The organism is Trichococcus collinsii (assembly GCF_900107505.1).
Lineage (GTDB): Bacteria > Bacillota > Bacilli > Lactobacillales > Aerococcaceae > Trichococcus > Trichococcus collinsii.
Genome location: NZ_FNQH01000003.1, coordinates 124,102 through 147,597, shown reverse-complemented (window position 1 = coordinate 147,597; position 23,496 = coordinate 124,102). Strand labels below are relative to the sequence as shown.

The 23,496-nt window shown below is 43.3% G+C and carries 28 protein-coding genes; 4 read left to right on the top strand and 24 right to left on the bottom strand.

Features of this window, described 5'->3' with window-relative positions; genetic code table 11:
* Window positions 1–122: 122 nt before the first annotated feature.
* From BLV66_RS08175 to BLV66_RS08150, 6 genes are all read right to left on the bottom strand, one after another.
* Window positions 123–1,196: an alpha/beta hydrolase gene (locus BLV66_RS08175; protein ID WP_086985630.1), complete on the bottom strand. Its 1,074-nt coding sequence runs from the start codon at window positions 1,194–1,196 to the stop codon at window positions 123–125.
* Entirely contained in the window at window positions 1,193–1,957 is a 765-nt protein-coding gene (locus BLV66_RS08170; protein ID WP_245826674.1) for a CPBP family intramembrane glutamic endopeptidase, read from the bottom strand. Before BLV66_RS08170 ends, BLV66_RS08175 begins: the two co-directional genes overlap by 4 nt.
* Before the next feature lie 174 nt (window positions 1,958–2,131).
* Window positions 2,132–2,794 (bottom strand): GyrI-like domain-containing protein, encoded by a 663-nt coding sequence (locus tag BLV66_RS08165; RefSeq protein WP_086985628.1) that lies wholly within the window; start codon window positions 2,792–2,794, stop codon window positions 2,132–2,134.
* Between the two features lie 81 nt (window positions 2,795–2,875).
* Window positions 2,876–3,379 (bottom strand): DUF7000 family protein, encoded by a 504-nt coding sequence (locus tag BLV66_RS08160; RefSeq protein ID WP_086985627.1) that lies wholly within the window; start codon window positions 3,377–3,379, stop codon window positions 2,876–2,878.
* A gap of 211 nt (window positions 3,380–3,590) precedes the next feature.
* On the bottom strand, window positions 3,591–3,872 hold the full coding sequence (locus tag BLV66_RS08155; RefSeq protein ID WP_086985626.1) for a hypothetical protein: 282 nt from the start codon (window positions 3,870–3,872) through the stop codon (window positions 3,591–3,593).
* Between the two features lie 280 nt (window positions 3,873–4,152).
* The gene (locus BLV66_RS08150) at window positions 4,153–4,491 is read right to left on the bottom strand and encodes a PhzF family phenazine biosynthesis protein (RefSeq protein ID WP_245826656.1); all 339 of its coding nucleotides are present in this window, start codon (window positions 4,489–4,491) and stop codon (window positions 4,153–4,155) included.
* Window positions 4,492–4,526: 35 nt separating this feature from the next.
* On the opposite strand from BLV66_RS08150, the gene BLV66_RS08145 reads away from it, so the two are divergent.
* Window positions 4,527–4,898 (top strand): LysR substrate-binding domain-containing protein, encoded by a 372-nt coding sequence (locus tag BLV66_RS08145; RefSeq protein ID WP_086985624.1) that lies wholly within the window; start codon window positions 4,527–4,529, stop codon window positions 4,896–4,898.
* A gap of 57 nt (window positions 4,899–4,955) precedes the next feature.
* On the opposite strand, the gene BLV66_RS08140 is transcribed toward BLV66_RS08145, so the two are convergent.
* Window positions 4,956–5,795, bottom strand: coding sequence for an ADP-ribosylglycohydrolase family protein (locus tag BLV66_RS08140; protein ID WP_086985623.1), 840 nt, complete (start codon window positions 5,793–5,795; stop codon window positions 4,956–4,958).
* A 122-nt stretch (window positions 5,796–5,917) separates the two neighbouring features.
* On the opposite strand from BLV66_RS08140, the gene BLV66_RS08135 reads away from it, so the two are divergent.
* A complete protein-coding gene (locus tag BLV66_RS08135) occupies window positions 5,918–6,196 on the top strand; it encodes a hypothetical protein (RefSeq protein ID WP_176974182.1) in 279 nt (92 codons plus the stop codon).
* Here the strand turns inward: BLV66_RS08135 and BLV66_RS08130 are convergent, their stop codons facing one another.
* The 11 genes from BLV66_RS08130 to yghU all read right to left on the bottom strand — a co-directional run bounded on the left by BLV66_RS08130 (window position 6,197) and on the right by yghU (window position 16,223).
* Entirely contained in the window at window positions 6,197–6,802 is a 606-nt protein-coding gene (locus tag BLV66_RS08130; RefSeq protein WP_086985622.1) for a hypothetical protein, read from the bottom strand.
* Between the two features lie 225 nt (window positions 6,803–7,027).
* The gene (locus BLV66_RS08125; protein WP_086985621.1) at window positions 7,028–7,630 is read right to left on the bottom strand and encodes a TMEM175 family protein; all 603 of its coding nucleotides are present in this window, start codon (window positions 7,628–7,630) and stop codon (window positions 7,028–7,030) included.
* Window positions 7,631–7,684: 54 nt separating this feature from the next.
* Window positions 7,685–8,005, bottom strand: a complete 321-nt coding sequence (locus BLV66_RS08120) for a DsrE/DsrF/TusD sulfur relay family protein (protein ID WP_086985620.1) — start codon at window positions 8,003–8,005, stop codon at window positions 7,685–7,687.
* Window positions 8,006–8,025: 20 nt separating this feature from the next.
* A complete protein-coding gene (gene rsgA, locus BLV66_RS08115) occupies window positions 8,026–9,102 on the bottom strand; it encodes a ribosome small subunit-dependent GTPase A (protein ID WP_086985619.1) in 1,077 nt (358 codons plus the stop codon).
* Window positions 9,103–9,294: 192 nt separating this feature from the next.
* Window positions 9,295–10,899 carry a phytoene desaturase family protein gene (locus tag BLV66_RS08110; protein WP_086985618.1) on the bottom strand — a complete coding sequence of 535 codons (1,605 nt, stop codon included), beginning with the start codon at window positions 10,897–10,899 and terminating at the stop codon, window positions 9,295–9,297.
* The gene (locus tag BLV66_RS08105; protein ID WP_086986022.1) at window positions 10,892–11,854 is read right to left on the bottom strand and encodes an SDR family NAD(P)-dependent oxidoreductase; all 963 of its coding nucleotides are present in this window, start codon (window positions 11,852–11,854) and stop codon (window positions 10,892–10,894) included. The genes BLV66_RS08110 and BLV66_RS08105 overlap by 8 nt, the downstream gene beginning before the upstream one ends.
* A gap of 4 nt (window positions 11,855–11,858) precedes the next feature.
* On the bottom strand, window positions 11,859–12,317 hold the full coding sequence (locus BLV66_RS08100; protein ID WP_218131822.1) for a nuclear transport factor 2 family protein: 459 nt from the start codon (window positions 12,315–12,317) through the stop codon (window positions 11,859–11,861).
* Window positions 12,318–12,819: 502 nt separating this feature from the next.
* On the bottom strand, window positions 12,820–13,374 hold the full coding sequence (locus BLV66_RS08095) for a dihydrofolate reductase family protein (protein WP_086985617.1): 555 nt from the start codon (window positions 13,372–13,374) through the stop codon (window positions 12,820–12,822).
* 194 nt (window positions 13,375–13,568) lie between these two features.
* Entirely contained in the window at window positions 13,569–13,943 is a 375-nt protein-coding gene (locus BLV66_RS08090; protein ID WP_086985616.1) for a hypothetical protein, read from the bottom strand.
* Window positions 13,927–15,255 carry an MATE family efflux transporter gene (locus BLV66_RS08085; RefSeq protein ID WP_086985615.1) on the bottom strand — a complete coding sequence of 443 codons (1,329 nt, stop codon included), beginning with the start codon at window positions 15,253–15,255 and terminating at the stop codon, window positions 13,927–13,929. Before BLV66_RS08085 ends, BLV66_RS08090 begins: the two co-directional genes overlap by 17 nt.
* Before the next feature lie 179 nt (window positions 15,256–15,434).
* The gene (gene yghU, locus BLV66_RS08080; protein ID WP_086986020.1) at window positions 15,435–16,223 is read right to left on the bottom strand and encodes a glutathione-dependent disulfide-bond oxidoreductase; all 789 of its coding nucleotides are present in this window, start codon (window positions 16,221–16,223) and stop codon (window positions 15,435–15,437) included.
* Window positions 16,224–16,734: 511 nt separating this feature from the next.
* On the opposite strand from yghU, the gene BLV66_RS08075 reads away from it, so the two are divergent.
* The gene (locus BLV66_RS08075) at window positions 16,735–17,109 is read left to right on the top strand and encodes a nuclear transport factor 2 family protein (RefSeq protein ID WP_086985614.1); all 375 of its coding nucleotides are present in this window, start codon (window positions 16,735–16,737) and stop codon (window positions 17,107–17,109) included.
* 300 nt (window positions 17,110–17,409) lie between these two features.
* Here the strand turns inward: BLV66_RS08075 and BLV66_RS08070 are convergent, their stop codons facing one another.
* The 5 genes from BLV66_RS08070 to rlmD form a co-directional block, all read right to left on the bottom strand.
* Window positions 17,410–18,012, bottom strand: coding sequence for a class I SAM-dependent methyltransferase (locus tag BLV66_RS08070; protein ID WP_086985613.1), 603 nt, complete (start codon window positions 18,010–18,012; stop codon window positions 17,410–17,412).
* A 95-nt stretch (window positions 18,013–18,107) separates the two neighbouring features.
* Window positions 18,108–18,734 (bottom strand): methyltransferase family protein, encoded by a 627-nt coding sequence (locus BLV66_RS08065; protein WP_086985612.1) that lies wholly within the window; start codon window positions 18,732–18,734, stop codon window positions 18,108–18,110.
* Between the two features lie 65 nt (window positions 18,735–18,799).
* Window positions 18,800–19,588 carry an SDR family NAD(P)-dependent oxidoreductase gene (locus BLV66_RS08060; protein WP_086985611.1) on the bottom strand — a complete coding sequence of 263 codons (789 nt, stop codon included), beginning with the start codon at window positions 19,586–19,588 and terminating at the stop codon, window positions 18,800–18,802.
* 223 nt (window positions 19,589–19,811) lie between these two features.
* Entirely contained in the window at window positions 19,812–20,726 is a 915-nt protein-coding gene (locus BLV66_RS08055; RefSeq protein WP_218131821.1) for a GGDEF domain-containing protein, read from the bottom strand.
* Between the two features lie 262 nt (window positions 20,727–20,988).
* Window positions 20,989–22,371 (bottom strand): 23S rRNA (uracil(1939)-C(5))-methyltransferase RlmD, encoded by a 1,383-nt coding sequence (rlmD, locus tag BLV66_RS08050; protein WP_086985610.1) that lies wholly within the window; start codon window positions 22,369–22,371, stop codon window positions 20,989–20,991.
* 219 nt (window positions 22,372–22,590) lie between these two features.
* Here rlmD and BLV66_RS08045 point away from each other — a divergent pair, with 219 nt between their 5' ends.
* The gene (locus BLV66_RS08045) at window positions 22,591–22,989 is read left to right on the top strand and encodes a VOC family protein (protein ID WP_086985609.1); all 399 of its coding nucleotides are present in this window, start codon (window positions 22,591–22,593) and stop codon (window positions 22,987–22,989) included.
* 72 nt (window positions 22,990–23,061) lie between these two features.
* Here BLV66_RS08045 and BLV66_RS08040 read toward each other — a convergent pair whose 3' ends face one another.
* On the bottom strand, window positions 23,062–23,472 hold the full coding sequence (locus BLV66_RS08040; protein WP_086985608.1) for a thioredoxin family protein: 411 nt from the start codon (window positions 23,470–23,472) through the stop codon (window positions 23,062–23,064).
* Between the last annotated feature and the right edge of the window lie 24 nt (window positions 23,473–23,496).

Sequence of the window (23,496 nt, the reverse complement as noted above, 5' to 3'; positions counted from 1 at the left end):
TGATCATAGTGCCTTTTTAACGAATCAAAATGGCGCCATTCACATTACAAACAGAAGTATAAACCTTGGAGTGCACTTCAAGGGAAGCGTTTTATTTCCTATACTGCAAAATAATTCAGAAATTATAGTTGTTTTTCAAAAAAGAAATTGATCTCATCCATGAAGTCCAGATCCAACTCACTCGTCCGGAATCTGTCGACACCCTCATAGTATTCTTCCTTGATCTCATCTGGGATTTCCCCGTCATAGAGATTGTATATTTCCTTATATTCCAGATTTTTAGTTTTTGCATATTCGCTTGCGGCGTCGGATTCGAATAGATTGTTGTGTCCGTCATGATTTTCTGCACTGTTAGTTTTATAAATAACGTTAGGATTGATGATTTCGTCCCGATGAGCAATGATGCTCGCTCCATTGTATGCTATCGCTTCATCTTTGACGCCATGGATAATCATGACCGGAGTATCCGTACTATTTATGCCGTTGGTAGCTGTGACCCAGGCAGTGTTGCCGAAAAGGATGTTCTGATATGTCCACAGGAAAGGATAGGCTATCGGGGAAAAAGCCCCTAACAGGCTGTCCACCTGCTCATTTAACAGTTCCATGGGCGAATTGAATCCAGCGATGCTGGCGACTGCAGCGATGTCAAATCTGGAATCCAAAATTGCGGTGACCGCATAGCCTCCCCAGCTATGTCCATAGAGCATGACAGGTAAATTGTTTAATCGTTGATCGCCATGAATGTAGGTCAAGGCAGCATACAAATCCAGCAAGGATTGCGAAGGACCCATCGTGCTCTCTCCTTCGCTTTCATGTGTCCCGGTATTGTCGAAAGTCAAAACGCGCCATCCGTTATCAACGAAATACAGCGTTTCTGCCAAGTAGTTCTCAGCGCCGAATCCCAACCCAACAGAAATGACGACTAAGCCTTTATCGTTTTCGCTGCCATAGACACAGCCTTTCAACGCATTTCCGCCTGATTCGAATGTGATTTCCGTACGTTCATAATAATCGTCAATATCGCTGTATCTAAGGTAGCCTGAATATTTCGGATCCGGTTTGTCGACCCTGAAAAAACTTTCATCGTAGTTCGTTTTGACGTAACCCATCAAGCCTATTGAAATAACGCCGATAAATAGCATCATGCTTATCAACGCTATTTTGACTGTTTTCCTTTTGAAATGTATATTTTTCATACTTCGATGCTCCCTTGTTTACTTTTGAAGAAATACGTATTCCTCTCGCTAACGAACAGGAATAGGCACAAGATACCGAACACTACGCTCTCGACTTCAAATAGCTGCAGAGTAAATCTATCCCACAAAAAAATGTGCGATGTCACATTAAAAGAAAAGTGCCAAACAGTCATGAGCACTAGATTCCCATCTGATTTGTTGTACAGCCAAGTCATTAAAATAGACATTTCTATGATGGTGATCGTATACAAGACGAATCCCAAAAGACCAGCGGTAAAGTTCAAATGCCAGACGCCCCACAGGATTCCCACAAAGATACTGCTGCTAAACGGTGTGTACTTTTTTTGCAGGTTCGGCAACAGAAAACCGCGCCAGCCTATCTCTTCTGCAGCACAACCAATCAGTATCGCAACAAAATTCAGCAAATAGAATAGTGTATCGCCTTCCCAAGCTACAAAAGTCACTTGATAATATGACATGATAAGACTGCTGATGATGATGCCAATGGCCGGGACAGCAAAGGCAGGCATCAGCCATTTCACAGCAGCCTTATCCACACGAAAATGGTTCCTTGTATCCTTGATTATCGTTGTGTCCTTAAACAGCAATGCCAGCGCAGCCACCGCAAAGGCGGGTGCCAGTTGGGTAAAGGAAACTGAGTATTTCCCTGCAGATGGGAATATAAAATGTAAGGTTAACAATGGGCTGCTGAATAGGAATGTCATAACATAAAAGGAACTCAAATAATATTTCCGCGTCATCTTTTCCAATATCTCTCCTCCTTGGCTAAATGATGCTGTGAGGGCATAGAGAAATCCAGCAGTTATTGAGGATGTTCGCCCTCCGTAATAACAGCGTTTTTTGCACTCATCATGATATGAAAAAAACTCTAGAACTGCGGAAACAGGCTAGAGCAAACTGAACGATTATCTATTTTATATCTTTATCCTGATTGGATGGCGGACGACCGTCTTCATCTTTTCCGGAGCGACTCTTCGCGGATCGTTCAGGTAAATTTCATGGTGCCTGCGGACTGTGCCATCCGGACCTACTTCCGAAATGGCATTGACGTACCCATTGGCTGCAGCAAAGTCGTCGATGGCCTTAACCGTCACTGCTTCCGTATCATAAGGACCCATGTGCAGCATCTGTACGCAAAGCCCTTCGGTGAACTCCGCCAACCTGGCATTTGCGAGGTCGAGCTCCGGTTTCTTTTTCTTCAATTCCTCAACGGCCCATCGGAATACTTCGTCGGTGACAAATTCCGGCTGCCGGATCATCGCTGTCCAAATCAACTTTTCCTTCTGGCTCGTGTCAAAGGGGCGATCAAGCTCCGTCCACCATAAGCCCTCCAAAGGCGGCACGACATATTCAAAGAAATCCGCTGGGGCGTTCCCGCTTTTGTTGCTCATTTTGATGGTGTAGGACAGCCCATAAAGCATTTCGATTGCTTTTGCGTATTCCCCCGATTCGTCATTGGGGTTTCCCTTGCCGTCGACCATGATGAATGTCATCTTCGGCACATCGACAATCACAGGGACCGTCTTGGGCTGGTAGAGGTTCTTGTATTCTTTTTTGAAATCTAATGGACTTGGCATTTCCTTTTTCCTCCCTTAGTTGAATCGGCTAAACGAAACTGAACAGAAATTACACCGTTCAGCTCCTATCCTTATATTTGCTTATAATACCCTCTGTGGTCCATCCAGTATGGAAATGATATCCTTCACAAATGCTATCGTCTTTTTTTCAATCTGCTTCATGAGTGCCTCAGGATGGTCAAAATCCGGCTTCTCAACCAGAATCGATTCTATAATGGAATCAACTCCCGGGATAACTTGTGACAATTTATATTTACCCATATTTTCACTGCTCATCAACGTGATGTACTCGGCCTGAATTTTTCTGTTATTTCCAGCTAACCATACTTCGAACACGTTTTTTTCATGCAAATATACTACGGCAATTTTCAGTTTCTTATTTTTCAAATCAGTGGGTGTAAAAGCAAAATACGTCATATCCATGTAGCCAAAATACAAACTACCAACAGTGCAATCTGGGTACTCTCTTTCCAGATAGGAGCGTAGTTCTGACATAAATGTCATGATTCCTTTATAAGCTTTCTGAATCTGCCCTTTTCTTAACTGAGCAGTATATTCCATTATATATTCATTTATTGATTCCATAATATTGCTCCTCATTCCGATTCATTATCCTGCAAATAGACCGAAGCGACTATTCTCTTTTTGTAACCGCTATTTTCGATCACATTATACCATACTGCCCACCAGTGAATCCTGTATAGCTATGCCTCGTAAGGGCATTATAAAGGGCAAATAAAGAAGACGCCCTGACTAAGGACGTCTTTACTCGATAAGATGTGTGGAAAACGATGCATCAGTGCGGAAAGGCAATCTCAGCAATTGTCCATGCGATGATGATTATGCCTACCGGAATGGACAGCAACGTCAACAAGGCCCTGTCCTTGTATTTGATGACGGCTATCAATCCCATAACGAAACCGACCACTCCCATTAACGCAAGCACTGGTGACGGTAACGGGAGCCTGATTGCGGCCCCAAGCCCGACCATTTTTAAAGCCATGAGCGCGATGAAGGCCAAAGTCAGACCCGCTGCCCATTTCCCGGTTGTCGTTTTGGACCAAAACTGCATTTTCATGATAGTTTCCTCCTTATTCTTCTGTTAGATAGAATATTGCATCAGATACACTTTCTTCCGATGCATCAGCTTCCACTTCCAAAAATAGGCTCCAGTAGGCTTCGACTGCTTGCTTGATATTTATTAAGTTAAAAATAAAACCAATGACCATTATTTACAAGATTATTATACCACTTTAAGTATTCGTCCGATCATCTCATGACTTACTATTTTTGACTATTCCTAAGTCGCTTTTAGACATCATTAAAAATTGAGTTTTATCTTTGCACATCAAAACGAGTCAGGGCAAAGATAGCTCTGCCACTGAATACAATGCAGCCTTCCCCGCAATCAGCACTCGGTCCTTTTCCATGCGGCAGTACAATTTGCCCTTGCGCTGTGAGGCTTGGAAAGCGCGGAATTCGGTTTTGTACATTTTTCCTTCCCACAACTGAATCACATGGCAGTGGCCGGATCCGCAAACCGGATCTTCCCACACGCCCAGTTTCGGCGCGAAGCTGCGCGTTATGCAGTCGTACTCCTTGCCTTTTGCCGTAAGCTGCAGCAGCAAGCCATCGAGATTCTTCATCTTTTCTTTGTCGGGCCTTGCTTGGATGACCTGTTCCTCATTTTCCAGCACGCACACCAAAATCTCGGTCAGGATCCACAAACCGCATCAGGGCGACTACACCAGCATACCTGAATGGGTGCGGGACCGGTGAAGTGGACTTCGGGTTCGTGAATCCCGATGCCGTCACCGGACTGGAAACGCAATTCATCAAAGAAGGCGAACTGCGCGCCGTCGTTCCGGCAGACCACTATTTGTCCGCGCGCTCTTACGTCACTTGGGGGGAATTAGCGAAGGAACCATTCCTGCTGCTGGAGGAAGGCAACCTGAGCGAACCGTTGGAGGCATTCCGCCAGCTCGCCTTGGAGCCCGACATCACGAGAAAGATAGGACTTGACATGAAAGAAAAGCATTCCTTGCCGATCGCCTGCAAACATTTCATCACATTTCTAATGAACAACATCGCTTCCTTACCATGATCAATATGCAAACAAAAGCCTGCAGATCGGCACTTGATCCGCAGGCTTTCCTTTTGTTTACTGATTTCTGTCTTTTATGAACCTAACCCATTCCTCATATACCGAAAGCATTTCATCATCGAAATAGCTCCATGCTCGTTCTTTGATTTGTTCAGGAATCCCATAGTGGGCTTCCGCGATCGCACCTGCAATGGCGGCCAGCGTGTCGCTGTCTCCGCCCAGCGAAACCGCATTGCGGACGGCATCCTCGAATGAAGTTGATTCCAAGAAGGCCACTATCGCTTGGGGAACCGTCGCTTGGCAATCCGTTGTGAAGCGGTAGGAGTCCCTGATTCCATCGAGAGTGAAATCCAGCGGGTAGTAGTTTTCCGCACTCCTGTTTCTGATTTCATCTTTCGATGAGCCGGATTGCGCCATAAAGATCGCTATAGCTGTTGCCTCCGCGCCCTTCAAACCTTCTACGTGATTGTGCGACACACCTGTTACTGTTTGGGAAAGATCCTGAATCTGCTTTTGGGTTCTGCCGACATACGCAACCGGGCTGATCCGCATGGCCGCCCCGTTGCCGAAGCTGTTGTATGGCTGTGGATCATTGCTGATGATCCATTTGTAGAACGCCCGGCTGAAGCCGCAATTAGGATAGCGGCGCCCGAACGCTTGCATGTATTGGATGCTAAATTTCTCCAACAGCACATAATATTCGTTGTTCCGTTCCTGCCCATCAGCCACGGATTTTTTTGCCTTTTCCGTTTCCAAAAGTGCCTTGGCGACCGCGAGCGTCATGATGCTGTCGTCCGTCATCCGGCAATCCTCAGTAAACAGCTCAAAATGCTTGTCCTTGTGATTATGCCACTCGAAACGGGAACCGACGATGTCCCCTATAATCGCGCCCAACATAGGAATTCCTCCTTTTCTCGCTTGGTCCATACAACATTATTGAAAAAAATGGCATCTCCATATCATCCACACATTGAAGGTGTATAACTATATTAATTAAAGTTAATAAGGAGATGAACCCTATGAATTGCTGCAAAAATAATAACCCTGAAGAAAAGAATCTATCAGCTGACCAACAAAATAACCATGACCACAACAACACAAAAACATCAAAGCACAGTCACAAAAACCACTTTCTGCACTTGGCATTATGCTGCGGCTTGCCGCTGTTGCTACTGTTCGGATTGCCACTGATCGGTTATCAAGGAATCCTGCTGAGCATCGCACCGCTTATCTGTCCGATTATGATGTTCGTGATGATGCCGATGATGATGAAAGGGCACGACCGCAACGGAAAATGATCAATAGACTTTCAAGTCCTTGAAAAATCCTTCCGTCCCTTCCTCGACCCATAGTGCGATGGCGCCTTCCGCATCCGGTCCGTGTTTCAGGTCATTGACCACCAACACGGGATGCTTTGAATTGTTTACGTACAATTCCGCATGTTCGCCGTCCACCTTAACCTTCAGATCGATCCATTCGTCCAGCCCCATGTCGGCGTATGATTCATACTCGCCTGGGCTTTCGGCTCTGAGTCGGTCGAATTTATAATCCGGGTATGAGAAATATTGTGTGGATCGGTTCCTTCTCAGTTGGTTTTCATTTCTGCCGTTCGTCGGGCGAATGTACAACGATTCGAAACGCTCGTTGTTTTCATCGATGCGGAAAGCAATGCCGAGGAAGCCTCTGGCGAATTCAGGCGCGTCAGGCAAAAGCCGGCTCAATACTTTCACTTCGATCGTGCCGTTCTTGAAAGTGCTGCCGATCACTTTAGCAAACGTTGGCTCATCAAAAGCTTCAATTTTCGGATCTTTTATGACCCTAAGCACTTCCGTTCCGTCAAAATCAAGGTTATTGATGAAGGAATTCACTGCGATAAAGTTTTCCGCTTTCATGGCTATGTTCATACTTTTTTCCCCTTTACATGAATGATTTGAGCTGTTCTTATCATCAGTCTAGCACGAATTTTGATGTTGTAAATTACGCACAAAAAGGTAAGTATGGAATAAGGACGCAAGGACAGTCAGAAATTCAGATTGTCGTTGCATCCTTTTCTGTTGCACTTGGATTTAGTTGTTCTCTCAAACAATGCCGCTGCTGAACCATCCAGCTTGATGGTTTGAAACTGTCATTTATTTTCTTGATTTTCCATCTTTTTCGGTGCTGTACAACATGCGCTCAATTCTTCTATCAGGGATTAACCAGAGCAATGCCAAAATCACGTACAGTGCCTGGGCAATCCAAGGTTGAATGATTGCTAAACCGGAAGCGATCATGTAGGCCAGCATGGATATTTTACCCTTTGTGTCATTTCCGATAGCCTGCTTGAGCGTCGAACTAACCCCTTCAGTATTGATGATCAGTTTTTGCAGCACATTATAGGCAATCGAAGCCATCAGCAACACAATGCCATACAATGCTGTGGGCACCGTTGCAGAAGGGTTTGCTCCCATCCAACCAGATGCGAAAGGAACCAGCGACAACCAAAAAAGCAGATGATGGTTAGCCCAGAGTACAGGACCTGTCACCTTCTGAAGAGTGTGCAGCAGATGATGGTGATTATTCCAATAAATCCCGACATAAATAAAGCTCAGGATGTAGCTCAAAAACGTTGGAAGTATCAACAAAAGTGACGCTATCCCTTGCCCTTCCGGAATCTTTAATTCCAGGACCATGATAGTGATGATAATCGCCAACACACCATCGCTGAAAGCTTCAAGACGATTTTTCCCCATAGCAATTTCCCTTCTATATAAAATATGCAGGAGTTCATTAATTTCAGTGGTTTTTCAGAAAGTAACGACCTTATCCGCCCATTCGACCATCTGGACGCAATCGATCATGGTGCTGATTGGGCATACTTCCGAACCTTCCATATTGCGTGACTTCAGGCACGTGCCGCAAGCCAGTATTTCACCGTCCAGTTCGTCAAAAGCTTGAACTTGTGCAGCTACATCGTATTTTTCATGGGTCATGTTTTCGATTTCGACTGCTTCGCCCATCAGAAAAACTTTCACTTCATGTCCAGTCTTCTTAGCGGTCACGGCGAACCTCATGGCGTTCCAAGATTTTTCATATTCCTTTGTTTCGATGATGATTCCTAATTTCATTGTGATTCCTCCAAATTTTATTATTTACCCTTATCTTTTGATTTGATGTACCGCTTGGCGTTCTTGATGCCTCCGAAGTCGGAAAACATGGTGCTGATTTTCTCTTTTTCGATCTGTTTGGAATTCATGCCCTCGTATTTGGCTTCCTTCTTGAGCTTTAGGTAGCTCTGCAGCCGTTCTTCGGTCAGTGCGCCATCCTCTATGGCCTTCCTGACCATGCAGCCTGGCTCGTTCTCATGCTTGCAATCTTTGAATTTGCATTGTTCCGCCAATTCATCGATGTCGACAAACGTCCTCGCCAAGTTTGCGCTCTCCAAACCAAGCTCGCGCATGCCCGGTGTGTCGATGATGCAACCGCCCGTCGGAATAAGGAACAGTTCCCGATTTGTGGTGGCGTGTCGGCCTTTGTCATCTCTTCTGATTTCCCGCGTCTCAATCAGCTCTTCCCCAAGGATCCGGTTGATCAAGGTTGACTTTCCCACACCGGATGATCCGATGAAAACAACGGTCTGGCCCAGTGTGATGTATTTCAGGACAGCCGTGTATCCGTCCTCGCTCAGGCTCGAAGTGACCAGCACATCGACTCCGAAGGCGATCGTCTCGATTTCACGCAGCTTTTTCGGGATATCTGCGCACAGATCTGCTTTCGTCAGCACGATCACCGGCGTTGCCCCGCTGTCCCACGCGATCGCCAGGTAGCGTTCCAGCCTCCGCAGATTGAAGTCATTGTTGAGCGACATGCAGATGAAGACAATGTCGATATTCGCCGCCACAACCTGGACGTCATGCGCCTTGCCGGCTGCTTTCCGGATAAAGACGCTTTTCCTTGTCAGAGTGTGGTGGATGATGGCATGGTCCTGGCTTCCCTCATTCCGGTCGATCATCACAAAGTCGCCGACTGCCGGATAGTCCGACATTTCGACTACAGCATGGCGCATTTTCCCGGATATTTCCGCCAGCATTTCCGATTCAGCGGTAGCCACCCGGTACAATTCCTTGTATTGCGCGATGACTCTTGCCGGATGCAGGTCCGGATAAAGGGTCGCCTCCTGCACGAACCTGTCCGAGAATCCTAAATTAATTAATCTATCAGTCATGATTCCTCTACCTCATTATCAGTAAATTTTATCTGCTTGATTTAATCCCTGATACTAGTGTACACCATTTGAAGGCATTTCATCCATTCCACCTTCAGCAATCAATACAGGAACTGACCCTCAGTATAATACAAGTAACGCGATGCAAAAAAGCTGTCTAAATTAGACAGCTTTTCTCTGATTTATAGTTTATTACTTGTTTTTTTTAGTTATCCTGTCAGCGGCTAATTTACCTGTAATAATACATGTGGGTGTTCCGGCTGGATTATATGCCCACTGACCTACTTGATAAATATTAGGAATAGGCGTAAGTACGGATTTGTTCACTTGCTGCATTTTATAGACGACCGGGATCGGGGCTTCAAAAGACCATCCTACTATAGCCCCACCAGTACTCCCAACTCTTTTTTCAAAACTTAAAGGTGTAAAGGAAAATTGCTTCTCCACTTTATCTTTTAACTCCGGACATAAACTTTCAGAGAGCACACTTATTATTTTATTTTCAATTTCCTCTCTAAACGCTTCATACCAGCCAGATTCTTCAACTTTATAAAACAATTCAGCCTCCATAAGCAAGCTTACTATTAAACCCGTTTTACCTTCTGGCGCAAGGTCAGAATCTCGTATAGCCGGGATTGCTATTTCATAAGTGTTGTATTTCAGAAAACGATCCAGCCAGGAAAGAACTTCTTCCTTATCTGTCTCTCCCCATTTCCCCAACATTTCCTTAAGCTCACTTTTATTAATGTTCCCCAAACCTTTTCTGGATGGTGTGTAAAATAGATGTCCATTAAAAGAGTTCTTAAAATAAGACACTGGTAAATCAACTTCCAAATAGAGCGAGAACACAGATTCACTAGGCCTGCCTTTTGCAATCAATTCCTTTGTTGTTTCAAACTTTTCCCTTATTTTTGGGGCCAAGTTACCCAGACTAGTAATAGTGTAAAAAGTTTTTAAGTCTGCGGCCCAAACAAGGTCTTTATAATGGTATTCGTTGTTATTCTCATCGACAATAAACTGTTCATCGGCATAGATTTTTTTTATAGCAGTATTGGCGCGTATTTCACCATTGAACTCTTGTATTTTTTCCACTAATGCTTCGGCAAGCTTGCCGGTACCACCTTTTGGATATACATAGCTACTGTACAATGTGAAATAGCTCAGTGCAAAAAATGTTGGTGTGCCTTTAAAAAAATGTTGTGAAATGATATCTATAAGAGACGGATTTTGAATAAGTTGCTTAAGATATTCATCACTAGGTTTGGAAAGCCTTTCAATTCTGCTGATTGCAAACATAAACTTCGGTAACCATGGCAAAAGTTCTTTTAACAAGTACTCTTTATCTCTCTTGATATCTTTAAATAATGGATTATCAATACCATATATAATATCGATCAGTTTCATTATTTTAACCATAACTTCTATGAATTTATCGATATCTTCTACGCTATCAGGATATAGACTTACCAACAAATCTCTATATTCGCCAACAGAATTTGAGCCTTCAATGCCGATAATTTTATCCTCAACGCCAAGGGAAACCTTGCTTGAGACAACCTCGATATCAAGATTCAAGTCTTTCAGCATAGCTAAAACGACTCCTAAAATGGCTCTGGCTCCAGCATCAAAAACAAACCCATCCCGTTCAAATGAATTCACCAATCCACCAAATTCGGCATTTTTTTCTATCAGCAAAATTCTCTTGCCTGATTGAGAAAGAAAAACTGCAGATGTAAGCCCGGCAAGTCCTCCCCCTACAATTATGACATCATATCTTTTTTGTTCTGCATTATCCATTCAAATTCCCCATTTTCAAACTTATTTCCCACAGAACTCTTGCATTTTCAACATCTAACGCTGGTGGAGCAGGTTCTTCAAGAGTTGTAAGATTGAAAAATTCACCACTACATGTTGCTAAATCTTCAGAAACCCCTAAATAGTATAGAGCTTCTGCTGCAACCGAAACAGGGTTTAAAGCTTTGTCCAATACATTCTTCTTGAACCACTTATATAACGGACCATTATCCTGTCCTGTAGACGTTTTTACAGCTCCAGGATGCATGGCATTGATGGTTACACCCGAGCCGCGAAAATACTCGTCAAATTTTATCATCGTTAAGAGTTCAGCGAGTTTGGCTGTGCCGTAGCTTTTCAAACCGGAATAACGTCTTTTTGACCAATCCAGATCATCAAAATGCATCCCCCAAGCCGCAAAGCGGTGCCCTTCTGAGTTTACCAATATGATTCGACATTTCCCCTGTGATTTTAGTTTATCTTTTAAGATGTAGTTCATGATAAAAGACGAAAGGTAATTGACCATAAAGACTTTCTCGATTCCATTTGACGTAATTTGTCGTTTTGTAAGATAAATGCCAGCATTATGAATAATTATATCAATCGGTTTCTCAAGTTCCAGCAAATCATGAGCAGCTTTATATGTGTCCTCCATGATGCTGAAATCAGCCAAAATATAATCACAATTTACTTTATACGCACTCTCAATTTCATGCTTCAAAGCTTCTGAGCGCTCTTTGTTTCTGTTGATGCAAATCAAATCGGCACCTTTTGAGGCAAACTTTCTAGCAGCGGCATAGCCAATCCCAGAAGTAGCACCAGTTATGACGACCAACTTACCCTTGCAATCATCCAAACAAATCAGTGGGCTTTTAGAGTTGTTTTTTATCATAGCCATCACATTGGACAACCGATATTCTTTAAAATATTTCCCGAATTTTATCCCATTATTTTTCATATTGTCACCCAAATTTTTTCTTCATGAATTTTCTGTACTTTTTACCGAATGATGGAATGTTGTCAAATATATCTCCCCATAGATCATAATAATCTCGTTGCTCAATAATTTTACCACACTCATTTATGGTTAATCTTGAAAGACCGTATAATATGGAGCTAGGATACTTCTTATAGCTGATTGTCATCTCCCATTCGATAAATATATCATTCCCCTGTTGCACAGCTTTAACTAATTTCATATTCAAATCTTTTGAGCGTTCTGTCAGCCTATCAGTCATTTTCTTGAATTCAACAATACCTCTGATTTCCTGTATTGTATCTTTAAAGTAAATGTTGTCGTCATAATAAGGTAAGATATGTGACCAATCAGGCTTTCCATCGGTATTATAGGTTTTTTCCCAAAGTTCTTTTACAAGTTCCAGTGTGAGTTTGAACTCTTTTTCTATTTTAAGTTCTTCCATATACATCGTCTCTTTCTGCATATTATGAATTCACCTATTTACTATTATTTTAGCATATCGTTGCTGGCATCCCTAGCTACGAAGTTTCCCTGACTTCGAGAGTTCATAAAAGAAAAACCAGCTAAAAATACCATTATATCAATATTCTTGATAACTTTTCCAAACTTACTTCTTTGTATAATGCACAACCATTCACAACAATATAAAAAAGTGAGACATGGTTTATCCCATCTCTCGCTTGATTCTATTATCAGTTGTGAACGTGACCTCGACATTCCCTCGTCCCAACGCTTGGGCAAGTCGTTGCATTGTCGTACAGAGTTACTTGGTAACTGGTGTTTCCGATTTGGATTATCATTGATGGCATTGGATCATCTCTTTCCAGTGGATTCGATTCGGAAAAAACCAAAGGCCGGTTTTTACAGATTCCCCGTGAAGAACAAGTATTTTTTCAAAAATAATTTGGAGGTTCGAAATAGAAACCATAAAACTGCAGTATTGCCTATACGATTTTATAACTGATATGCGTTCTGCCAGCCGGCAGTCCCACCAACTGAACCCTTTCCAATTTGACATCACTGTTATCAAGGTCCTCAAATGGGCGAAATCCGGTCCGTAAAAACCAAGGTACGATATCCACTTGCAATTCATCGATTAAACCGGTTTTTAAACAGAGCGGTGTCGTCAGTGCGCTGCCGATGATGTTCACATCTTTTTCAGCCGCTGCCGCTTTGGCTTGGAGGATTGCATCAGCGATTCCAGTTGTTACAAAAGTAATAGTTACCTTGTCTGATTCTTTTGGATGTTTTTCTGGAGCCTTATCGGTGAAGACAAATATCGGAACTTGGTATTCATACTCGACATACCAATCAGGATCCTCCGCCATCCCATATTCCTTTTGGGACATCACAACCGAACCAGTCGTCAAAACCGACTCCTTCATGACTTCCGTTTCCTTCAGCAAATCCAAATCTGCATACAACGTATTGACACTGCCATTACTATCCTCCGCAAATCCATCCAAAGTAATGGTTAAACCTAAAACAACTTTTCCCATGTTCTTTCTCCTATCTGAATGTATTTTGTTTACTTTGATAATTCTCATAGAAATGATGACCGTTCTCTCTTTTCAACGACAACATATTTAGTTTCACAAAGATTATCGCACATATCTTTAGTTTTGCGAACTTTTGTGAATATCCAGAAAAACTCCTCGAAACACTGTTCGAGGAGTTTTTCTATGATATTTTTTTAGCTGAGATCTTTATCAGTGCTGTCATCCATCGCCTGGATAGCCAGTTTCAATGACTTGATTCTTCTTTCAAGAAGGGTTTTCTGGGGACTGCCCGGTTTCGACTTGGCATAGATGCCTTCAATCGAGGGAAGCAAGCCGGCAAGCAAGATTCGGGCGTCCGCCAAGTCTTCTTGGGTGAAAGGATGGGGCTTTTCATCCCAATCTTGTTCCAGCACAGCCAAGCCGATGTGGAGAGCCTGGAGCCGTTTCGCCACCAATGTCGTGTTGGCGCCTTTCTCGGTCATCCGGCTCAATGCATTTTCTGATTTTCGGATCGTTGATTGGAAGGATTTCAGTGATTCAGCTTTGTCTGCTTCAGTCCGTGCTTCCATATGCAACAGCTCCCTTTTCAGTGGCATTCGCTAAATAGAGCGCAAATCCGGCAACAATCATCTCGGAAAGCACAAACGCTGACCAAATGCCCGTCATTCCCCAGAGGCTACTCAACAGGATCGCCATCGGCACAATTACTGCAAGTCCCCTCAGAATCGAAAGGACAAAGGCGGCTCGTGCCTTTTCGGTTGCACTGAGGATCATCGCCGTCACGATATTGATTCCGACAAAGAAAAATCCGAGAAAATATATTTTCATTCCGCTGTCAGCCAACTTTAGTATCACCGGATCATTTTCGTTGTTGAACAGGCCGATCAGCCCTTCCGAGTTGAAGAAGGTCCCTAGGTAAATCAAGGCGGCGATGAAACCCGCCGTCAGCAATGCATAGCGATTCACGCGCCGGACCGTCTTGCGATCCTTCAGACCATAATATTTGCTGATGAGCGGCTGCACGCCCTGCCCTAGCCCGGTGAAAATCGCGACCGCCACAAAGGCAATGTTCGCGACAATTCCGTAGGCGGCAACCCCTTTATTTCCCTCGAGCCCCAAAATCAACAGGTTGAAGGTCGTAAGCACCACCGCCGAGGACACTTCCATGACGAAAGTGGAAGATCCCAGATTGAGGATGTCCTTGATTGCCGGACGCGTCAGCTTGTGTTTCAAAATAGCAGGCCAGGATTTCTTTCTTGCGAAGTGGATCGAGAGGATACCCAAACTGATAATCGGCGCAAGACTTGTTGCAAAGGCGGCTCCGAACATTCCCATTTTGAACGGGAACAGAAAAATGTAGTCAAGGATGACATTCGAGACACTGCCGCCAAGCATCGCCAGCATGGCCAGTCTGGGATTGTTATCATTCCGGACGAAAGCCAGAACCGTATTGTTGAGGATGAAACATGACGCAAACACCATAATCGTTGTCATGTAGGCATGTGTCAAAGGCAACGTAACCGCATCAGCACCCAAAACCGATGACAATGCCCTTGAACCGAACAGTCCGAGCGCAGCGAACAGCAAGCCTGCCAGAGTGCCCAGCTTAAGCGCCCCTACGAAAACCGCTTCAGCTTCTTTGTGTTTGTTCCGAGATTTCAAGATACCGAAACGGGCTGCCCCACCGATACCGATCATCAAACCGATTCCGTGGATGACGCTGAAGACCGGGATGGCGAAATTCAGTGCCGCAATCCCGGTAGCCCCCAACGCTTTCGCTATGTAGAACGTGTCGGCCAAAATGTAAAACGATACGCCGATCATCCCCAAGATATTCAGGCTTACGTACTTCGAGAAGTCCCTCAGTAATGTTTTTTCCATGTTGCATTCTCCTTCCAAAATAAAAAAGGTGTCCCGAAAACATTCCTTCAAAGACCTACGGAATGTTTCTGAACACCTTGAACTCTCTGCCCGGTGGCAAAAAGAGGGTTATCTATTTGATTAATATCATTTGATTATAATTTTTCAGGGACTGAATGTCAATGCATCGTTTTCTTGACCTACTCTCCAAGCGGTTGATACTCCGCTGCTAGACCTCTTTGAACGCCTGGTCGTTCTGCAATACGGTTAGACCATTCCAAGAGATGCGGATATTCATCCAGATTTAAAAATTCATAAGATCCTTTATATAGTTTTCCCAAAGCTAAAAGACCGTACCAAGACCATATGGCAATATCTGCGATGGTGTAGGTATTGCCCGCTACATAAGGACGTTGCGCTAAGGTTTTTTCGAGTAAATCCAACTGACGTTTCGTTTCCATCGTGAAGCGATCAATCGGGTATTTCATAGGCTCTGGAGCGTATGAAAAAAAGTGACCAAATCCTCCACCAACATAAGGGCCTGCCCCTGTTTGCCAGAATAACCAATTAAGGGTTTCGGTCCGACCATGGATATCCGTTGGAATCAGTTGGCCAAATTTCTCGGCTAAATAAAGCAGAATGGAGCCCGATTCAAAAATTTCCACACGCGGACTTTGACTTTGGTCAACAAGCGCCGGAATTTTGGAGTTAGGATTAATATCGACGAAATCCGAACCAAACTGATCGCCTTCCCCAATATTGATAGTGTATAAGTCATAGTCTACGCCCTCTACACCTAATTCTTTCAGCTCTTCGAACATAATCGTGACTTTAATGCCATTCGGTGTTCCTAATGAATATAGTTGGAACGGAGCCTCGCCGACTGGTAACTTTTGTTCGAAACGACTACCGGCTGTTGGACGGTTGCCCACTTTATTTGAATTCTCTTCTTCCCACTGCCACACTTTTGGTAATTCATATGCCGTCATCATACCACTCCTCTTAATATTTATTCGTAACTTCATCATACTACTCATGCACCCATGTGCCCAAAATTTTGCTTATCCATCTATCTCAATTATTGATCAACTTATGCTTTCATTGGTTCACATGGCTAGATTACTTTATCATGGAACAAAAATCCACTTCCGCATATCATCTGCATCAGCTCTTTACTTCCGACAATCGTTACACCATATAGTCGGTTATTCTTAAAATAAATTTTTTTATAATAACTTCAAATTCTGTTCTCGAATCTGTAATTTGCTTGTTGGAAATCTTGAACGTATACTCTAGTTATGGCATTCACAAAACAATTGTCCATCTCCTGTGTTTATTATACGTCTTCATCCAGATATATATCAAAAATTAAACCGATACAAAGACCGTGCCGCCTTACTAATGACTGAAATAAGGAGCTTGCAGTGGAACTTATTCAATCTTGCAGATCAATAGCTATCCGGCTTTTCCGAATAAAGTATGATAAATGGAGGTTATTTTATGTCTGAGCAAGTAACAGTTGAAACATTGAAGGACTTTCTGGAAGCATTCAATCGTCACGACCTGGATTCCATCATGAGCTATTTTGCAGATGATTGCATCTTCTATATGCCCCGAGGCGCCAAACCACGGGGTGATCGATATGTCGGAAAAGCGGAAGTTAGAGCAGGTCTGGCAAGTCGATTCGAGGGTATCCCGGATGTACATTATGGAGAGGATCAGCATTGGATCTGCGGTAATTTGGGAGTATCGGAGTGGACTCTCACCGGTACGACTAAATCAGGTCAGCAGATCGAGGTCCGAGGGGTTGATCTGCTCGAATTCGCTGGAGGAAAGATTATCCGCAAAGATTCTTTCTGGAAGATTCTGGAGTGAGTGCGAGGTTTGGCCGGTTTGCAAAGGCGATGGGACCGGATTTACTGTATACGGTAATCCATCAGATGGATTGAGAGAAGTATTGAAAGTCTTTAACAGTTAGTATATGTCGCCTATCGGTGGGTTTTCGCGTTAAACCTGAACGATAAATCGAAAACGAAGAGGCTCGGACTTTTGTCCTGGCCTCTTCGTTTTGTGGTTTTATCCTTTATATATCAAATTTCGCGAGAATTCCCGCGTGGATGGAGCGGATTTAATTCAATAAGAATGTCATCAATAGTTAAATAATTTTTTGGTACCCTACTTTTTCCCATCCATAATAAATAAAGCTGCATCTTGGTTCATGAATAGTTTAGTTCCACTATAGATGGTTTTGCTTCGGATGTCCTTGAAGCCTATTTTCAGCATCAATGCTTTGAGCTGCTCTTGATCGAATCCGTTATGGACCAGTTCTGAAACGACTTTATCATTCTTATTGAAATCGACTATCAGTAAGTGTCCTTCATCATTCAAAACAGCGTGGAGTTTGGCCAGAAGGGCTTCATAATCCTGAATGTGTAACAGCACCTGAGCCATGAAAATATAGTCAGCGCGGAAATTGGATTGGCTCGACGTTTCAAAATCAAAACACAATGTATGTGCATTCAAAGCACCCGCATCAGTAATTTTCCGTTTTACGATATCAAGCATATTCTCTGACGTATCCATAAACAGTAGCGATTCAAATTCGCTCACCATATTCATTCCGACCAGGCCGGTTCCGCATCCAAAATCAATCGCATTTTTACTTTTGGTGTCACCCAAATACTCTTTGATGGCGTCTGAAGCAATCTTTGCGATGTGGATTCGTTCTGGATTATCATAGCTATTCGCTATGCTATCAAACTTATCAGTGTTTCCCATAAACTTGCCTCCTGTATTATTGCAAGGGATTTACCCCCTGTTCTTAGTTATTTGCAAGGTTAGTAGGATACCACATTAACATGAAGGGTTATGGGCTATCTGTTTCCATCATGCTTGAATTTGGGCAAATATCTTCCCGTATATTCCATGTACTTTTTATATTCATCGCCGAAATATCCAATCAACATTGTTTCTTCCTTCGAAATTCTTAGCGGAGTCCACAGGATCACCAGTGCCGTGAAGCCCACAAAAAACGCATTAGCCGTATAAACTGCAAGGCCTATTGACCATATTATCATGGCGGTATATATCGGATGCCGCATCACGCTGTAAGGTCCAGAGGTGACCAGTGTATGCTCGTCCTGTATCTTTAGATTCACTGACCAATTCTTATCCAAAACTTTCTGGGAATAGCTCCAAAAAATCAAGCTGATTGAAGAAACGATGACGCCACCCCATCTTAAACCGCTCGGCAAATAAAACTGGAACCAGATATTATATGTCGGAAAAAATGTATATATAACAATCACAACTGCCAACAGGAGCCCGGAAATGACCCTGAATGCAAACAAAAACTTCCCTTCATTCTCAATCGCTTCGTGATCAGGTGATAGTTTGACTCCGGATTTTTTTGCCCGAAGTGCCGGAAGTATGCGGTTAAAAATCATGATCAATATCAGATGGCTCCAGAAAATTAACCTGAACGTAAAATCTGCATTCATCTTGTCACTCTCTTCTCGCTTATAGCGCGTTCTCGGGAAAGAATAGCTTAAGTCAGGGTAGTTTCCTATATCAGCCTGTTTCTACGGAAGCCTGCAGTCATAAAACGCCAAGCAGCCTTTCGTTTTGTCAGCCAAGCGATTTGCGCGTCATTCTTGGTGTTGCTGAGTATTCTTGGTATCAAAAATTTTGCGACTGTAGCCGGTTTGTCGGCCAATATATTGAATGTCTTTCTGAATTGCTCATTTGCGATGACCTGAGACGGCTCACCGTTAGGCATTTTTGTGATAAAATCAGTCAGCACCATTCCTGGGGATAACCGCCCTGCTATCACATCTGTACCCGCCAGTTCCTGGGCCATCCCTTTCATAAAATAGGTCAATGCGTGCTTGGTTGTACCGTACAATATTGTTTTTCTCTGTATCATATTGTTTGAACCCAGGCCCTCCATGCTGTATATCGCCCCATGGCCCTGCTTTAGCATTCCCGTTGCCGCAATCTGTGAGCCGTATATCATACCAATGAGATTGGTCTTGATAATATTTTTGGTGTCTGTTTCGCTCGTCTCCCACGAAAACAAGTGCGGTGTATTTTCCCCTGCGTTATTGATCCATATATCTATCTGGCCCCATTGTGCCAAAGAGGTATCCCAAAGTTTTTGCAGATTTGCTTTTTCTTGGACATTGCATGAGACATAGATGTATTTCCCCTCAAAGGGCGACAGTTCCTTTTGAGTTGATGCCGCGATTGCTTCACCCCTGCCGGACAGTGTAACATTGCATCCGGCACGCAGAAACTCGATTGCCATAGCAAAACCAAGGCCCCGAGTACTGCCCGTTATCACAATGTTTTTCATAAAATTCCTCCGTTATTTTGCATTCACCCATTCCAGCTTGGACATGAGATTCCCCTCTTATACATCATCAAAACCGTTCCTTATAACAAAAATCTGTAATCGCTCTCTTTTCGAGTAATTATATCATATTGCTAGAGACTATCCCTGCACAAAAGAGCCGCAAAAACAGTCGTCATTCCTGACTGTCCTTGCGGCTTTTTACAAGCATTAGCATTTCTTCCTGCTAACCAACTACTTTGTTCCTTCCGGTCTTTTTAGCTTCATATAATTTCTTGTCGGAACAGTGAATCAGAGTCTCATAGTCTATCATCTCTCCGCTTGTTAAAGTATGAAGTCCAAAACTTGAAGTTAGCTTGATCTTTTCTCCATTATAGCTGAAAACTGTATCTTCAATGGCTTTTCTCATTCCATCAGCGATAGCCCATGCGGTTTCTTTATTTGTATTTGTTAAGCAGACAACAAACTCTTCACCGCCAAATCTAGCAATCCAATCGACATCTTGTCTTGTATTTTTCCCAAGGATTTCCGCAACTTCTTTTAATATGTAGTCCCCTGCCAAATGGCCATAGATGTCGTTGACTTTTTTGAAATGGTCAATATCTGCCATCAGGAGTGAGATTGGTTGATTTTCCAGATGAGATTTAAGCATATCTACAGGTAATCTTTCAATGATATATCTCTTGTTATAGATTTGTGTCAGCTCATCTGTTACTGCTGCTACATTGGCTTGTTCCAGCAGTCTTTTAATTTCCAAGCTTTCAGTTAACTTTCTGTCACCAATAATCATACTTTTTGTAACGTTTTTTAAAAGTTCAACTACAACCATTCTATCTTCTATTTTTACAGGTATTGCTGTAACCATAATGATTTTATCAAGAGAAGTTTCTATTTTGATGAAGGTGTCATTTTCATTGTAGGCTCTCATGGAAATACAATTCTTGCATACCTCACCTTTCCCCCAAATGCCAAAACAGGATTCCAGAACCGGCATAAGTTCTTCTTGATTTTTATTTTTAACAAATAAGACTTCCTTTTTAATAGGGTCTACAATTCTTACCTGCTCATACATTTTTTCAAATGTTGTCAATTGACTGATGAGTGTCTGAAACCCCTTCAAATCTAATTCTACTTTAATCACCTCTTGTTTATATTTATCATTACAGCAAAACTTACTCTATTTTCTCATTTTTTTCATTTAAATTATACCACAGGAAATTTCTCCCGAAAATTCAAAGGTAACATAAATAAGATTCTTCCTGATGAACAAATGGGTAAGAATGAACTTCCATAACCCGTATTTCACCATTAGCCAATCTATGTCGAAAGTTAGATCACTTTAAACCGCAATCAAAAAAACCCTGAAAATAACGTAAATACGCCATTCTCAAGGGTTTGCACATTTATTTGTTGCGTGTCAACGCCACGACTGACTCAACATGCAGTGTTTGCGGGAACAGATCCACTGGTTGGATGCTGCCTACGCTGTAGCCGCCTTCGTGGAATAACTGTAGGTCGCGTGCCATTGTAGCTGGGTTGCAGCTGACATAGACGATGCGCTCAGGAGCGATTTCCAAAGCAGCTTCGATGAAGGCTGGTTCCAAACCTTTGCGTGGAGGATCGACAACCAAGACATCCGCTTTGACGCCTTCAGCAGCCCATTTCGGCATCACTTCTTCGGCAGCGCCGATTTCGAAGGTAATGTTATCGATGTTGTTTGCTGCGGCGTTCATTTCGGCCATTTTCACGGCATCGGGAACAACTTCCATCGCATACACGTGTTTCGCTTTTTCAGCCAATGACAAGGAGATTGTTCCGATTCCGCAATAAGCATCGATGACGGTTTCTTCGCCAGTCAATTGTGCAGCTTCAATCGCCAGTTTATAAAGTTTTTCCGTTTGGATAGGGTTCACTTGATAGAACGAACGGGAAGAGATGGCGAATGTATGGCCCATCAGTTTGTCGTGGTACACATCTTCACCGTGCAAGACGATCGTTTCGTCACCCAGGATGACATTGTTTTGTTTCGGGTTCACGTTTTGGACGATGCTGACCACTTCGGGTAAAGCTTCCAAGATAGCTGGAATGATTTTGCTTTGCGGGAACAATTTCGCCGTACGCGTCACCAAGACAATCATCATTTCACCTGTGTAATAGCCGCGGCGGATCATGATGTGACGGATATTTCCGGTATGTTTCTTCTCATCGTATGCTTTCACATTGAATTCTTGCAGAATATCACGAACTTTTACGATGGCTTCATCGATTTTTGGATCCTGGATCTGGAAGTTTTCCATCGGGATCAATTCATGTGTGTTAGTGCGGAAGAATCCGGTAACCAATTTGCCGTCTTTTTGACGTACTGGGATTTGTGCTTTGTTGCGGTATCCCCATGGATTTTCCATTCCGATTGTCGGTTTGACTTCGACTTCAGGCATTTTAGCAATGCGCTTCATCACTTGTTCGACGTTGTTCTTTTTGAAAGCCAATTGGGCAGAGTAACGCAGATTCTGCAATGGCATCGTACCAACGCGTGTTCCTTTAACATCGCGTGTTGGAATACGGTCAGGAGAACTGCTCAGTCTTTCCTCAATCCGGGCAAATCCAAACGATTTGCCGACTTTCGTCACTTTGATGGTGGCCCGTTCACCCGGTAGTCCATCCGCTACAAATAATGGATAACCCTCAACTTTTGCGACACCCATACCTTCTGACGTTAAGTCCTCAAATGTTACAGTCATCTTCTCATTTTTTATTACCGGTGCTACCGTATATTGTTTTTTCATATGTGCTCCTCAGTTCATAATTTTTCATTCGGATTCATTATACCAAAAAAGAAGGGGTCTCGATACAGCAAGCCCATTTGTTTGGAAAAAATAAGTACTTTCTCATAATATCGCCTGATGCGACGCGTCTTATCGATAGGAAGTTCCAACCTTATTCAGTATAATGGAAGTATATAGACCAGTTACTGACAGGTATAGGTAGAAAGCGAGGATGACAAAATGAGCGGACAACGGATTATTCCCTTTTTGACGTTACCGGGAACTGCAGAAGCAGCGATGCATTTTTATGTTTCCATTTTCCCGAATTCCAGCGTGACCTCTCTCACCAAAATCGATGAGGATGAACACGGGGAAGGAGGTCGCGTAATCAATGAACAGTTTGTTTTGAATGGACAGGAAATCATGGCAATGGACATGGAAGAGGATTTCTTGCCGGATATGACTTGGGCCGTTTCCCTCTACGTGGACTGCGAAGATGAAGCTAGCTTCGACAACTACTTTGATTCCTTATCCGCGGATGGCGTTGTTATGATGGGGCCTGAAGCAGTCGGCGAATTGCGCGCGGTAGCTTGGGTGACCGATCAATTCGGAGTTACTTGGCAATTGGTTTGGAAATAATACGAATGGGCTGCCCCGGTTGGGGCAGCCCATTTTTTGCGGTTATCGGACATTCTCAGGCATTCTCTCCTACTATTGTGCCGTCAATAATGCAGGCAGGTCTGCAACGGTGTCAAGATTGACCGACCCAACCGCCTTCCCATCCTCCAGCTTGATCAAAAGCGGAACAAACTCAACGCCGTAGGTATCCAGCACCTCATCATAGTTGGCATCATTGAAACGCTTTTTCGTGTTGTAATAATAAGCAGTCTGCCCGGCTTCCGTCAATTTTTCTTCCAGTATCGGACGGAATTCCTTGCAGTAAGGACAATCATCGAAGCCGAAATAGAGGTAGGCCTCATCCAGAGCTACCACTTCTTCGTATTCCGATTCATTTGCGATGGCCACGATCGGGGAATTTTCTGTTTTCACGCAGGCCACAAGCAGCATAAGCAATCCGCTAAAAAATAAGATGGACAAAAATTTTTTCTGTTTTTTCAGCATGCGGCAAGTCCCCTTTTGTGTGAA